Genomic DNA, 15,437 nt, shown 5'->3' on the forward strand with positions numbered 1-15,437 from the left:
TTCGAAATTAAGCTTTATTTAGCTTGACGGCTTGCGCGCTTACGCTCACTTTCAGTCAATAGCTTCTTACGAATACGGATGCTTTCAGGCGTTACTTCTACCAGCTCGTCATCATCGATGAACTCAAGTGCTTGCTCAAGTGTCATGACGATTGGTGGCACAAGGTTTTGCGCTTCATCAGTACCTGATGCACGAACGTTCGTTAGCTGCTTACCTTTAAGCGCGTTAACGGTTAAGTCATTATCACGTGCGTGAATACCGATGATCATACCTTCGTATACTTCAACACCGTGACCGATGAATAGCTTACCACGGTCTTGAAGGTTGAATAGTGCGTTAGTCAGTGCTTTACCTGCTGCGTTTGCGATAAGTACACCGTTCTTACGTTGACCAATGTTACCGCCTTTGTGTGGGCCGTAGTGATCAAACGTGTGGTACATTAGACCAGAACCAGACGTCAGTGTCATAAAGTCAGTTTGGAAACCGATAAGACCACGTGAAGGCATCATGAAGTCCATACGGATACGACCTTTACCATCCGGTGCCATGTCAGTCATTTCTGCTTTACGAAGACCAAGTTGCTCCATGATAGAACCTTGGTGCTCTTCTTCAACATCAACTGTTACTGTTTCGTACGGTTCTTCTAACTGGCCATCTACTTCACGAAGAATTACTTCTGGACGAGATACAGCTAGTTCGTAACCTTCACGACGCATGTTTTCGATTAGGATACCTAGGTGAAGTTCACCACGACCTGATACGCGGAAGCTATCTGGGTTATCTGTTTCTTCAACGCGAAGTGCTACGTTGTGTACAAGTTCAGCTTGAAGACGCTCAAGGATGTTACGTGAAGTCACGAACTTACCTTCTTGGCCTGAGAACGGTGATGTGTTTACAGAGAACGTCATTGTTACTGTCGGCTCATCAACAGACAGTGCAGGTAGTGCTTCAACAGCGTTCACATCACATACTGTGTCAGAGATCTTCAGTTCACCAAGACCTGTGATCGCAATGATATCGCCCGCTTGCGCTTCTTGCGCTTCGTGACGGTCAAGACCTAAATAAGTCAGTACTTGGCCAACTTTACCGTTACGTGTTTTACCATCAGCACCAACAATTGTTACCTGCTGGTTTACTTTAACAGTACCGCGCTTGATACGACCAACACCGATTACACCGATGTAAGAGTTGTAGTCTAGCTGAGAAATCTGCATTTGGAAGTCGCCAGCTGGATCTGCGTCTGGCTGCTCTACCTGCTCAACAATCGCTTCAAACATAGGTTGCATGTTGTCAGACGGCTCGTCTAGATCAAGTGTCGCCCAACCGTTGATAGCTGATGCATAGATAACTTGGAAATCAAGCTGCTCATCTGTCGCGCCTAGGTTGTCGAATAGGTCAAATACTTGATCCATAACCCAGTCAGGACGTGCGCCTGGCTTGTCAATTTTGTTGATAACAACGATAGGCTTAAGGCCAAGCGCAAATGCTTTTTGCGTAACAAAACGCGTCTGAGGCATTGGACCTTCTTGTGCATCTACTAGTAGAAGTACAGAATCAACCATTGATAGTACACGTTCTACTTCACCACCAAAGTCGGCGTGTCCCGGGGTGTCTACGATATTGATGTGGTAGTCGTTCCACTCAATGGCGGTATTTTTCGCCAAGATTGTGATACCACGCTCTTTTTCAATATCATTTGAATCCATTACACGCTCTTCGTTGCCACCGCGTGTCTCTAATGTGCCAGACTGTTCTAGCAGCTTATCGACTAGGGTAGTTTTACCATGGTCAACGTGTGCGATAATCGCAATATTTCTTAACTTTTCAATGCTCATTACTGTTACTCAGAGAAGTTGGCCTTCAGTGATCCTAGTCGATCCACGCAAAATTGCGCACCTAAGATACCGTTCCACAATTAAAGGTCGCGTATTATCCCCTAATAATGTGACAGATGAAAGTTTATCCAGAGGATTTTTTTCTTCTTTACTGCAATTTACGGCTTAAATTCGCTGATTTTGTGCCTGTTGTTTGTTCCTGTACAAAGTACTACACTGCGTCACAAGCCCTTAGCAAAATGGGTAAAAAGAAAAACAAAGGAACGATATATGAAATCACAGTCTCTGATTTTGATTGTGGAAGATAACCGTGAAGTAAGACTCGCGGCACGATTTGTACTGGAAGATTTCGGCTATCCAGTCGAAGAAGTCGAAAACCCCGTACAAGCACATGAATTTCTCTCCCATACTCACCCTGCTTTGATCATGCTCGACATGAACTTTGATCTCGACTCGACATCAGGGGAAGAGGGACTGCGCTTTTTACGCGGGCTCAAACGAGATGCCATCGACATACCAGTCATTGCCATGACGGCGTGGTCGAACACAGATTTAATTGTTCAGGCCATGCAGCTAGGCGCTGTCGATTTTATTGAAAAGCCTTGGCAAAACCAACGCCTTGAACAAGTGATTCAGCAGCAACTAAAGATATCAGGACTGCAAAAAAGTAACGCTGCACTCAGCCAGGCCCTCGCACCAAACGGGGATGAACCTATTTGGCAGAGCGCGACCATGCAGCAATTAATGGCCCAACTTAGCGCCGTGGCCCAGACCGATGCCAATATCCTCATCACTGGTGAAAACGGCGTAGGGAAAAGCCACATTGCCACTTGGATTCATAAACAGTCTTTACGCAATACACAGCCGTTTATTTCACTCAATATGGCTGCCATTCCTGAACAGTTATTCGAAAGCGAACTGTTCGGCCATGTGAAGGGCGCATTTACGGATGCTAAAGCTGAGCGCGCAGGCCGCTTTGCATTAGCTGACAAAGGCACCTTATTTTTAGATGAAATAGGCACACTGCCACTTGCGCAGCAAGCCAAGCTGCTGCGCGTGCTCGAAACGGGCGAATTTGAAATGGTGGGCTCGAGCAAAACCCTAACCAGTGATGTACGGCTTATCAGCGCAACCAACGCTGAATTTGAGCAACTCATTACCAAAGGGGCATTCCGACAAGACCTCTACTACCGCCTCAATACATTCACATTTACCATTCCTGCACTGCGAGAGCGAGTCGATGATATTGTACCTCTCGCCGAGCACTTTCTGGCAAAACATGGCTGTAAGTATAACAAGCACGATGTCACGATTGGCCCTTGCGCGAAGCAAGCATTGATGCAATACAGCTGGCCCGGTAATACGCGTGAGCTAAGCCATTTAATGGAAAGAGCCGTGCTACTTTGCCAAGCGGGTGTCATTCTCGCCACCGATTTGCATCTACCTAATGCACAAGATCGCAATGTCATCGACGCGCTCCCAGAGATGACACTAGAGCAAGCCGAAAGACATTTAATTGAACAAGCGCTGAGTAAATTTGCAGGCAATAAAAATAAAGCAGCACAGCAGCTTGGGATCACCAAACAGGCACTGTATCGACGGTTAGAAAAATATGCGCTGGAAGACTAATAGCTTAGAGGGCTTTTGGAAAAGACAGTGTCTGCTGCTGATCCTAGTACAGATAAGTTTGCTCACGGTTTGCTGGCAATTTGGTTTTTCTCAGCCACACCCCATTTTCAATGCTGTGACAATCTGTTGTTTAATCACTTGGCTGGGGGCAACTATTTGGATATTCAACCGTGTTGTCACACAAGTAAAATCCTCATATTTGCGCAGTACAACCCAGCTTGAATCTTTCCGGCAACAAGACTTTAGCCAGCGCGCAAAAGCCCGTTTTACCACAGGTATCATTGGTGACTTCCATCATCAACTAAACGAATTAAGTAATGATTTACTAACAATAAAGACCAATGAAGATAAGGAATCAATCTTACTTTTTCGTCTTGTAAAGCAATTAAATACGCCGATATTGGTGTTTGATGAAAGATTGCAACTGAGCTTGGGCAATCAAGCGTGCACGACGTTATTCAATCAACCTTGGCAATCCTTGCGCTTTACCAGCGCTGCACGACTCGGTTTAGGCAACCAGCCTGATTGGCACTTTAAAGATGAAAAACGCCAACAGCGCTGGCAAGTACGCCACAGTAACTTTAATCATAACGGCCATACTTATCACTTGTTGGTAATGACGGATATCCAAATAGCGTTGAGAGAGCAGGAGCTCAAGGCATGGCAACGTTTGATACGGGTCATAAGCCATGAAATCCGCAATTCCTTAACCCCAGTCAGTACCATGTTAGAAAGACTGAGGCATAGGGCAAGCAATGAGCGAGATAGCGCAGCTTTTGATATCATTGTAGAACGCTGTGAACACCTAGCTGAATTCGTAAAACGTTATGCACAGTTACAGCAAAGTGTCACCGTCAAGGCCACAATTCAGCCTTTTTCTCAGCTTTGTATGGAACTGAGCGCTTTATATCCTCAGGCAAATTGGCAACTAGAAGGTCAACACCTCACGCTCAATTGCGATGTCACGTTACTCAAGCAAGTGCTTATCAACTTAACCAAGAATGCATTGGAAGCCTGCTCGGACACACCGCAACTTACGTTATCACTAAAGCTGAAAAATCACACTGCGACAATTTGCCTAACAGACAACGGTCATGGCCTCATTAACCCCGATAACTTGTTTGTGCCTTTTTATTCGACCAAAGAGCAAGGTGAAGGTATTGGCCTAATGTTATGCCAACACCTGACGGAGCAAATGAATGGCCAATTGCAATTAATTAATCGCGTTGATGGCCAACGAGGTGCCAGTGCCGTTATCACATTAGCGCAACCCCCCTGCTAAGTGTCCGAATTTAATAAAGCAAAGTCCGATTTCGGACCTTGCTTTATTAATTTAGCCATACAGAAAAAATAAAACCATTTAAAAACAAAACTTTACAATTTGGCACATGGCTTGCTCAATCATTTACATCATCAATAAATATAAAGATAAATATGGACATCGCAAAATCAAAAACAGCCACGCCAAAACACTCGCTCAAGAGAAAAGTCACGGCTATGGTCGTCTGTGCCTCTGTGCTAGGCGGTGTATTTCACTTCACTTCATCATCGAGTTCCACCAGCTTGCAACAGAACAGCTTGATTGTCGCAACAGTACAGCGAGGTGATCTCGCTATTCGAGTAGATGGGTATGGTGTCCTACGCTCCAATCAACAAAAGCTGTTAACTGCACAGAGCAGTGCGACGGTCAGTGAAATACTGTTGCGCCCAGGTGCAGTTGTGACGCCGAACTCTGTGATTTTAAGAATGCAAGATCCCGACCTAAAACAGTCAATTGAAACAGCACGCATGGCACTTGAAGAACAAGAAGCTAATTTGCGTCGTCAAAAGCTTGCCAACCAGCGAGAGCGCTTGTCAGAAAAAGCCACACAAGCACAGTTGGAGAGTGAGTATCAATCGCTGGTACTGCGTCGCCAAGCACAGCAAGTACTTCGCGAGCAGGGTGTTATTCCAGCCATTGATGTACAAACCGCTGAACTCGAGGAACAGCAGCTTGGTGCACGAGCCGAATTACAACGCCAGCGGATCACGCAACTGGCACAATTACACCAAGAGGACATCGAAATATCTCAACAACAGGTAAACCAAGCGCGCTCAAACTTGGCGAGATTGGAGCAGCGCGCTCAACAACTCGAAGTCACTGCGGGGATCAGCGGTACCATACAACGCCTCGCTGTAGAGCTTGGTCAAAGCGTTTCAGCTGGTCAAGAGCTTGCGCAAGTCGGGAGTAATGATGACTTACAAGCGCTGATCCGCGTACCGCAATCAAAAGCAGAGCAAATCAAAGTCGGACAATCCGCAACGATAGATACTCGCCGTGAACACGCTCCCGCAACCATCACTCGGATCATGCCACAAGTGCAAGATGGCACCATCGAAGTAGAACTGTCTTTTACCGAGGGAGTACCTGAGTCTGCCAGACCAGAACTCAGCGTAGAAGCTGAAATACTCACAAGCCAACTAAGCAACACATTATATGTCGAGCGACCAGCTAATAAGCAAGCCCATAGCGCAACCGAGCTGTTCATCATCGACGGGGATCAAGCGGTTGCAACCACTGTACGATTCGGCGAAGACGCGGGTCGACACTTGCAAATTCTGCAAGGTGCGCAAGAAAACCAGCGTGTCATTCTCTCTGATATGACACAGCACAGTGAGCATAAAGCCATCACGTTACTGTGAACCCAATAACAAGAATTAAAAGAAAGGATTTAGACATGAAAGAAAGCGTATTAACAATGTCGGGCGTGACCAAGGTATTCAGCACCGAAGAAATGGAAACCCATGCATTAAGAGGCATAGATCTCACCATTTATCGCGGCGATTTTGTCTCCATTTGCGGCCCGTCCGGCTGTGGTAAATCAACGCTGCTCTCTATCTTAGGGCTGTTAGACATGCCCAGCTCTGGGCAATATCAAATTGAAGGAGAAGAGGTCAGCCAATTAACATTGGCGCAGTCGGCATATATTCGCAATGAGAAAGTTGGCTTTATATTCCAGTCGTTTAACCTGATTGATGAACTGACGGTCTATGACAATGTAGCGCTCCCACTTAGATATCGAAAAGAGCCTATGCCAGAAGCGCAGATCAAGCACGCCGTGGAAGCATGTCTTGCCAAAGTAGATATGAGCCACCGTGCGAACCACAAGCCCAACCAACTTTCCGGTGGTCAACAACAACGCATTGCCATTGCCCGAGCGCTGGTTGGACAGCCAAGCATGCTACTGGTCGATGAGCCAACAGGTAACCTAGATTCAATCAACGGCGATGCCGTAATGGCCATGTTGCAACAGCTCAATGCCGAAGGCACCACCTTATGTATGGTGACGCACGATCCGCGCTACGCCGATATGGCGACTCGTCAGCTCCATTTGCTCGATGGCAAAATCATTGACAGTGAAGAGCACTGCGACCCTAAGCATACGTTTGAAACTCCAGTTGCACAGTAAGTAGGTGCCATTATGTTGAAATATAACTTATTAATCGCTATCAAGAGCCTAGCAAGAGTGAAAAGCTATGCACTGACCATCATCATGACCTTGGGAGTCACGTTAGGAGTGATGGTGGCAATGTACAATCTAAACTATCAAATCATCGCAGCCCCACTGCCTTACCCTGATCAGGACAGATTATTCTTAGTACAAGGCCAACTGCTGGCCGACGGTGAAGTAAAGCGTGAAAACTTCCTGCCTTTTTTAGGCGCAATTGAAGCCTATAAAGATCAGCACCCTGGTATAGAGACTTTTGCGCTACACAATATCAGTATTGATGTTGAGCAAAGCTTACCAAACAGCCCAACCTTTAATATGGGTGCGATTACACCCGAATATATGCAGATCATCGATGCGCCTTTGGCTTTAGGGCGTCACTTTACGAAAGAAGAAGGACTCAACAGTAATCAACCTGTTGCAATTATCTCATACGATGTCTGGCAAACACACTTTGGTGGGCGCAGTGAAGTGCTTTACCGCTCAGTGACTTTCAAAGGTGTCAGCTTTATCATCGTTGGCGTCACTGCTGAACACTTCGCTGAACCGGTATTAGCAACCCCCACTTGGCGCACCGATGTATGGCTCCCTTACGACTATCGCGATACCCCAGATCCAGTTTGGACATTTTCTTCTATTCAGGTTCACTTGGTCGGGAAATTAACCAAAGACGCTGATATCAACCGTACTCAGCTCGCACTCAATAACTGGGTGATGGCACGCTACCCAGCAGCGGTTGCAGATGATCCCACTTTAGCAAATACCGATGTTAAATGGCGTTTTACAACGTACAAAACGCGTATTATTGGCGATGCAGGCAATACCAGCATCATGATGTTTGCAGGCAGTGTAGTTCTGCTACTTATTGCCCTCAGTAATATCGGTAACCTGGTTTTATCTCGTGCTGTGGAGCAACAACGTGCCTTTGCCATTCAAGCTGCATTAGGTGCACAGCCTCATCACTTATTCAAGCAAGTACTGGTTGAATTATCTTTGCTATTTGCCGTCGCACTTATCGTTGCTACCGGTATCGTGAGCCTTATTTTAGGCTTATTAAAAGCTGGATATGCGGGCCCACTTGCGCGCTTAGATGAACTCAGCCTCAATACCAACACAGTGATATTTGCGCTTGTCTTAACACTCATTCTTAATTTGGCACTCGCTTGGGTGGTTAGTAAGCAGCTGAATTACAATGCCATTATTGGTGCATTACAAAGCAGTGGTAAGGGCTCAGGTGTACAGGTCTCCAAGCATACGCGCCAAGTGTTGGTATCGGTACAAGTATTTTTTTGCCTCTCCTTGCTAGTGCTATGTATGAGTATTTTCAAGCAAAGTTGGTCTCAGCTCACAGCCCCCACGCATATCAATACTGACAATACTTCACAGATCGCTTTAAATGTTGGCACCTTACTCACTGAAATGACCCCTGAACAACGCGCCACACTGATACTAGAAGCAACAGAACGACTAAACCAACACAGTGACATCGTACGTGCCGGTGTTGGAAGTTATCCACCTATCTCCTATTGGTTAGAACAGTTCTCTACATATCACTCGCAGTTACAGCCAGGTATGGATAAGCCTATTGTCTCACACAAACGGGTCTGGGGAACACGCGCTTATTTTGAAACATTCGGCTTGAGATTAACGCAAGGACGTCACTTTACCGATGCAGAAGCCAGGGATAGAGCGCCTGTGGTGATCATCAATGAATTTATGGCTGACATGATAAAAGCCTCTGGCCAAGACCCGATCGGTGCAAAGCTGTATGGACGTAACTCCAGTGACCCGACCACGGTAGTGGGCATCGTCGGTAATTTGAATTTACCAAACCAGCCACCAATTTCTAGAACCTATCGCCCCCGTGTGAACACCGGATACCCTATTGTTGTCGTCGAAAGTAAACCTAACGTGCAACTGTCTAGACAAAGTATCAATGATATATTGACACAAGTACACTCACAAATACGTGTTTATGATTTGCAAACCACGGAGCAAATTTTGTCCTCACACCTTAAATCACAGCGCGTTGCCAGTATCTTTACTATCGTACTTTCAGTGGTCGCGGTGATATTAGCAAGTATTGGTATTTACGGCGTATTTAGCTATGCCATTGCCTTAAGACGCTATGAACTAGGTATTAGAATGTCAATTGGTGCAACGCCTATGGCAATTTTTAAACTGGTACTGACAGAAAATATGCAGCCATTTATAATCGCAGCTGCTGCAGCCACCAGTGCATTACTAATCGGCTACTTTAGTGCCGCGTCTGCGCCCATCATGCAAATGATGAATATATGGAGTTGGTTGATCCCTGTGGTCCTGATAGCAAGTCTAGTTGTGGGCATCACCTTGCTGTCAGCGTGGAGCATTATTCGCCAGCCAGCACAATACGCGTTAAAAGGCGCTTAACCATGTCTCAAACCAGCCGTCAATCAGCATGTAATATCATGATAATTTCCTTCCTGAGATGTTGTATCTGGTTTGTCATGGCGGCTGGTTTATTTATCTTGCCCCTCGGTAATATAAATGGACTATGCTTAACCTGTGAGCTCGTGTTGCTGTCACAATCCAGCGATGCGAGTCCTGCATTTTTACACTCGCTTAGCATGCTAGAGTGGTTGGAATAGACCACTCAGTCAGGCCTTTAACGCATTGCACCAAAATAGTGCAACGCGAACTCAAATGGTGCACTCAATTAGGTCAATCACGCTTTTTATCACCATAAAAAACTAAATAAACACTATTTTACAATAAGTTATATTATTGGCACAGATCACGCTTATAACAGCGCAGTTAAGCAAATTATTGCAGCAAAAAAATAACCCACGAGTCGGAGGACACATGTCACAATCGGTTTTAGATTTTATTAAAGAGAATGAAGTAAAGTTTGTAGATTTACGTTTCACGGACACTAAAGGTAAAGAACAACACGTTTCAATCCCTCATCATCAAGCCGATGAAGACTTCTTTGAAGACGGTAAAATGTTCGACGGTTCGTCAATTGCTGGCTGGAAAGGTATTAACGAATCTGACATGGTGTTAATGCCAGACGCAAGCACTGTAAAGCTTGACCCGTTCGCTGAAGAAACAACGATGATTGTACGTTGTGATGTATTAGAGCCTGCAACTATGCAAGGTTATGAGCGTGACCCACGTTCAGTTGCTAAGCGCGCTGAAGACTACATGCGTTCAACAGGTATCGCTGATACTGTACTATTTGGTCCAGAGCCAGAATTCTTCTTATTCGACGATGTTAAATACAAAACTGACATGTCAGGTTCTATGTACTCTATCGACGCTGAAGAAGCATCTTGGAACTCAGATAAGAGCTACGACGAAGGCAACACAGGCCACCGTCCTGGCGTAAAAGGCGGTTATTTCCCAGTAGCACCTGTTGATTCTTCACAAGACTGGAGAAGTGCAACATGTCTGGTACTTGAAGAGTTTGGTCAAGTTGTAGAAGCACACCACCATGAAGTAGCAACAGCAGGTCAAAATGAGATCGCAACACGCTTCAATACCATGGTTATCAAAGCGGACGAAATCCAAGAGATGAAGTACGTTATCCACAACATGGCCCACCACTATGGCAAAACAGCAACCTTCATGCCTAAGCCGGTTGTTGGTGACAACGGTTCTGGTATGCACTGCCACCAGTCTCTAGGTAAAGATGGTCAAAACATCTTCGCAGGTGACAAGTACGGTGGTCTATCTGAAGATGCCCTTTACTACATCGGCGGTATCATCAAGCACGCTAAAGCAATCAATGCATTTGCAAACGCGTCTACTAACTCGTACAAGCGCCTAGTACCTGGCTTCGAAGCACCTGTTATGCTTGCATACTCTGCGCGTAACCGTTCAGCTTCAATCCGTATTCCAGTTGTACCTTCAGAGAAAGCACGTCGTATCGAAGTACGTTTCCCTGACCCAACAGCAAACCCTTACCTTGCTTTCTCTGCAATGTTAATGGCAGGCCTTGACGGCATTAAGAACAAAATCCACCCTGGTGATGCAATGGATAAAGATCTGTACGATCTACCAGCTGAAGAAGCTGCTGAAATTCCAACAGTTGCAGCATCTCTAGAAGAAGCTCTAGCTTCACTTGACGCAGACCGCGAGTTCTTAACACAAGGTGGCGTATTCACTGACGACCTAATTGATGCATACATTGCACTTAAATCTCAAGAAGTTGAAAAGCTTAACATGACAACTCACCCAGTTGAGTTTGAAATGTACTACAGCGTTTAATTCGCAAATTACTTGCAGTGAATAGAGGTAGTTAACTACCATAGCGCATTATTCACTGCACTTTATAGTGTAAATGCGCGCTTAAATCATATGTGTTCTCAAGCCCGCTTTTGCGGGCTTTTTTAATGGCAAAACCGTGCTAAAAGCTCTACAGTTAAACTGTGTAGTGTTAACACTTGCACAATGGTGAAAATGCCACAATGGCAGTGCACTTTTGGACGGTGCTATTTTGTAAAGTGAGGTTGCTGTGAGTCGACTCTGGTTAGTGATTATATTATGTGTAGTAAGCCATGCTGCCTATGCAGACAAAAAAGTGTATCGCTGGAAAGATGAGAATGGCAACTGGGTATATTCCGACACACCTAAAAAAGGCGCAGCAGAGGTTAAAATTAATACACAGTTTTTAACCATGCCTGCCGCAGACACATCCGTTTTAAGCAGTGATGCACAAAACACCGCAACCCCCAAGTACAAAGCAGCCATCATTGCCCCCAATCACAAACAAACATTGCGCGACAACACTGGCAGTGTGTATGTCAGTGGCCAAATAACCCCGAGATTTGCCAAAGACTTTACTGTACAGCTATTTTTAGATGGCAAGCCAACCGGGCCAAAGCAGCATACGATTACTTTTGCGCTTCGAAATGTAGAGCGCGGTGAGCATTCACTGCAGCTCATGGTATTTGATTCAAAAGGAAAAGTGGTGACTAAAAGTGATGAGACCATTTTTTATCTGCATAAGGCGACCAGAGCTAACTAATCATTACAACCACATGTACTTATGACAATAACAAGCAAAACTACAGCAACTTAAATTTTTGTGTTAGATTAACATGCACCAAATTGGTGCAAGGCGACCCACAATGGAACACCTCAATTCTGCAATATTGCCTGAACTGTGGCAAAACCTGTCAACCTCGATTATTTTACTCGACGAAGACTTTAAAATTCACTATGCCAATAACAGTGCCAGCGAGCTGTTAGGGCTAGGACAAAAGCGGTTGATTGAGCAACCATTTGAGAGTATTTTTCATCATCATTTAATCGATTTAAAAAGGCTCAAACGCTATGTGCTAGAAGATGGTATTGATTGTCAGCAACACAAGGTAGACGTTGTATTCATTGACAATCGCGCCAGCACTATCAATTTATTTGCACGTAAACTCAACCATAATCAACGCCAGTATATTCAGCTAGAATGCCGTCGAATTGATGAAGAACTTCGTTTTGACAAAGCATTCAACCAAGCGCATCAATATCAAGCTGCACGTAACCTCATTCGTGGTTTAGCTCATGAAATAAAAAACCCTCTGGGTGGAATACGGGGAGCGGCGCAATTATTGCAGTATGAAGTAGACCAACAGGAGCGCAATGAATGTGCGCAGCTGATCATAGAGCAAGCTGATCGCTTAAGAGAGCTTGTCGATAGGTTGCTGGGTCCAAATGAGTTACCCAAACGCACATTGTGCAATATCCATAAAGTACTTGAGTCGATATTGAAACTCAGCACATTGGAAACGGAACATAGGATCACACTGCATAAAGATTATGACCCAAGTATTCCGGATATTTGTGTTGATGAGTCGAAAATACAGCAAGTGGTGCTCAACATCGTCAGAAATGCCCAACAGGCACTCAAAGGCCACGGGGAGATCCGTGTCACGACCCGCATATGCCATCGAGTTCGACGCGGGAAGTTAATGTTGAGAAAAGCACTGCTGATCAAAGTTGCTGACAATGGACCAGGCATAGACGAAGCAATAAAAGCCACGCTCTTCTATCCGATGGTCACAAATAAAGAAGGCGGTTCGGGGCTGGGCCTATCAATCGCTCAAACTTTGGTTGAACAGCACAATGGATTTATCGAATGTGACAGTTGGCCAGGACATACAGAGTTTTGTATCTATTTACCCTTTGAAGAAAGCTAGGGAGCAAATAATGAAAAGTGTGTGGTTAGTCGACGATGACGCCTCTATCCGATTTGTGTTGGAAAAAGCTTTATCCAGAGCGGGATTCGCTACGGAAAGTTTTGCCAACGGACAGGATGTATTGACAGCACTTGAATACGGCCAGCCAGCAGTTTTAATGTCTGATGTACGTATGCCTGGTTTGGACGGTATGGCACTACTCGAAGAAGTAAACCGTCTATACCCCTCACTGCCAGTTATCATCATGACGGCTCACTCAGATCTGGACTCAGCGGTAAATGCATTTCAAAAAGGCGCATTTGAATATCTCGCCAAGCCGTTCGATTTAGAGGAAGCGACATCGCTTGCTGACAGAGCCTATCGAGCTGCCCAGCAAAACGCCAAAAGTAAACCTCAAGACGCGACGGTTGACCAACCTGATATCATTGGTGAAGCCCCAGCAATGCAGGAAGTATTTAGAGCGATTGGCAAGTTGTCAGCATCGAGTATGAGCGTGCTGATCAATGGTGAATCCGGCACGGGTAAGGAACTCGTTGCGGGTGCCCTACACAATCACAGCCCTCGTAAAGACAATACCTTTATCGCGCTAAATATGGCTGCCATCCCCAAAGATCTCGTCGAGTCAGAACTCTTTGGCCATGAGAAAGGGGCATTCACAGGCGCAGATAGTGTGCGTCGGGGGCGATTTGAGCAAGCCAATGGGGGCACGCTCTTTTTAGATGAAATCGGTGATATGCCTCTGGATGTGCAGACTCGACTACTGCGTGTGCTGGCCGATGGTGAATTTTATCGTGTCGGCGGTCACCAAAGTGTCAAAGTCGATGTGAGGATCCTTGCTGCAACTCACCAGGATTTAGAAAAACTGGTCAGTGAAGGGAAGTTTAGAGAAGATTTATTTCATCGCCTTAATGTCGTGAGGTTGCGGATCCCACCACTTAGAGAAAGAAGTGTCGATATTGCTAAGTTGGCCGAATACTTTCTGGCAAAAAGTGCCAAGGAACTTAAAGTGCCCAGCAAAATCCTTACCGATAAAGCACTCGATCAAATGTGTGCTTTCCATTGGCCTGGCAACGTCAGACAGCTTGAAAATACTTGCCGCTGGTTGACTGTCATGGCACCTGGCGACATGGTTGGCCCGCAAGATTTACCCCCTGAACTTGCACAGCCCAGTAATACAACTACGCTTGAAGAAAGTCACGACTGGCTTGATGCATTTCAGCTTTGGCTTGATCAACAACTGAGACTTGGTGAAGATCATATTTGGCCGCAAGTACAAGCACAGTTAGAGACGAGGTTAATTAAATCTGCGCTAGCAGCATGTCATGGCCATAAACAGGACGCCGCACTTAAAATAGGCTGGGGTCGCAATACGTTGACCAGAAAGCTGAAAGAGCGCAATATGCTAGAAAATGACTAAATGATTGGCCGAGCATGAAGCTGCTAGAAAACGTCACGACGATAAAACAACTTGAGATCATCAACCGCTTAGATTTTTTTTCAGAATTCACACTGGCTGAGAGGCAAGTTTTATTAGAATCATTTAGCCATCTATATTTAATCAGTAAAGATCGCTATGCATTCAAACGTTTTGAACAAGATAGTCGCTTATATATCATTTTAACGGGCGAACTGCGTATTTTCGCGGAAAAAAATCATATCGATATTGGCCATGTAGGACCCGGTGAGTTTGTTGGCGAAGGGGCTTTTATATCTAACCGAGAGCGCAGCACCAGTGCCCAAGCCATATCTGATACCATTGTGCTGGCCATTACTTCTGAAGCGTTGACCAAATTACCAGCGGTGATTAGAGAAAAAATCAAAGATAAGATCATCGCTGGCATGAGTGAGCGAATTCATAAGCTCAACCATTTTATCGAAGAAAAGCTCTAATCCACTGTATTTGACGACAGCACGTACTATCGCCCTGTCGTCAATCACGCTTTAACAGTTATACATGGAATTACATGTTCTGCCTTTATAAGAAATACAGCCAGGCACATGTGGTGAACTTGCGTACATTCCACCAGCGACATTAGGCGTTTGCTCAATTTTCAATACTTTACCATTGGTAGATAATTGCTTAACCGAACGTTTGTTAAGTGTGATTTTCATCATTGTTTCCTTCTTATGTTGTACTTATTTTTATCAGGTGAACATTGCCACCTGATCAATAAATAACCACCAACACAGTTTAAAATCAATGATTTCAATCTGTACTTTATTTCATTACGCACGTGCAGCTAGATATGACATAGTGAAATGTTATGCCGTGAAAAATTGAAGTGCTTTACACGCAAAAGAGAAAG

Annotated in this window: 12 protein-coding genes; 10 read left to right on the plus strand and 2 right to left on the minus strand. The window is 45.1% G+C overall.

Going from position 1 to position 15,437, the window contains the following annotated elements; translation table 11 throughout:
- Positions 1–14 precede the first annotated feature (14 nt).
- A complete protein-coding gene (gene typA, locus N473_RS12390; RefSeq protein WP_039607527.1) occupies positions 15–1,835 on the minus strand; it encodes a translational GTPase TypA in 1,821 nt (606 codons plus the stop codon).
- A gap of 270 nt (positions 1,836–2,105) precedes the next feature.
- On the opposite strand from typA, the gene N473_RS12395 reads away from it, so the two are divergent.
- The 10 genes from N473_RS12395 (at position 2,106) to N473_RS12445 (ending at position 15,021) form a co-directional block, all read left to right on the plus strand.
- Positions 2,106–3,464: a sigma-54-dependent transcriptional regulator gene (locus N473_RS12395; protein WP_063368174.1), complete on the plus strand. Its 1,359-nt coding sequence runs from the start codon at positions 2,106–2,108 to the stop codon at positions 3,462–3,464.
- Complete coding sequence (locus N473_RS12400; RefSeq protein WP_063368175.1) at positions 3,448–4,746, plus strand: sensor histidine kinase; 1,299 nt, start codon at positions 3,448–3,450, stop codon at positions 4,744–4,746. The genes N473_RS12395 and N473_RS12400 overlap by 17 nt, the downstream gene beginning before the upstream one ends.
- A gap of 152 nt (positions 4,747–4,898) precedes the next feature.
- Complete coding sequence (locus tag N473_RS12405) at positions 4,899–6,146, plus strand: HlyD family secretion protein (protein WP_063368176.1); 1,248 nt, start codon at positions 4,899–4,901, stop codon at positions 6,144–6,146.
- Positions 6,147–6,181: 35 nt separating this feature from the next.
- Complete coding sequence (locus N473_RS12410; protein ID WP_063368177.1) at positions 6,182–6,913, plus strand: ABC transporter ATP-binding protein; 732 nt, start codon at positions 6,182–6,184, stop codon at positions 6,911–6,913.
- Positions 6,914–6,925: 12 nt separating this feature from the next.
- Entirely contained in the window at positions 6,926–9,364 is a 2,439-nt protein-coding gene (locus N473_RS12415; protein WP_081221136.1) for an ABC transporter permease, read from the plus strand.
- A 432-nt stretch (positions 9,365–9,796) separates the two neighbouring features.
- Positions 9,797–11,203, plus strand: a complete 1,407-nt coding sequence (gene glnA, locus N473_RS12425; protein ID WP_039607522.1) for a glutamate--ammonia ligase — start codon at positions 9,797–9,799, stop codon at positions 11,201–11,203.
- A 247-nt stretch (positions 11,204–11,450) separates the two neighbouring features.
- Positions 11,451–11,963, plus strand: coding sequence for a DUF4124 domain-containing protein (locus N473_RS12430; protein ID WP_063368179.1), 513 nt, complete (start codon positions 11,451–11,453; stop codon positions 11,961–11,963).
- 103 nt (positions 11,964–12,066) lie between these two features.
- Positions 12,067–13,131 (plus strand): nitrogen regulation protein NR(II), encoded by a 1,065-nt coding sequence (gene glnL / locus N473_RS12435; protein ID WP_063368180.1) that lies wholly within the window; start codon positions 12,067–12,069, stop codon positions 13,129–13,131.
- Positions 13,132–13,141: 10 nt separating this feature from the next.
- Positions 13,142–14,548 (plus strand): nitrogen regulation protein NR(I), encoded by a 1,407-nt coding sequence (gene ntrC, locus N473_RS12440; RefSeq protein WP_039607519.1) that lies wholly within the window; start codon positions 13,142–13,144, stop codon positions 14,546–14,548.
- A gap of 14 nt (positions 14,549–14,562) precedes the next feature.
- Complete coding sequence (locus N473_RS12445) at positions 14,563–15,021, plus strand: Crp/Fnr family transcriptional regulator (protein WP_063368181.1); 459 nt, start codon at positions 14,563–14,565, stop codon at positions 15,019–15,021.
- 51 nt (positions 15,022–15,072) lie between these two features.
- On the opposite strand, the gene N473_RS26210 is transcribed toward N473_RS12445, so the two are convergent.
- Positions 15,073–15,246, minus strand: a complete 174-nt coding sequence (locus N473_RS26210) for a hypothetical protein (RefSeq protein WP_155735595.1) — start codon at positions 15,244–15,246, stop codon at positions 15,073–15,075.
- Positions 15,247–15,437 lie beyond the last annotated feature (191 nt).

Source organism: Pseudoalteromonas luteoviolacea CPMOR-1 (genome assembly GCF_001625685.1).
Classification (GTDB): Bacteria; Pseudomonadota; Gammaproteobacteria; order Enterobacterales; family Alteromonadaceae; genus Pseudoalteromonas; species Pseudoalteromonas luteoviolacea_K.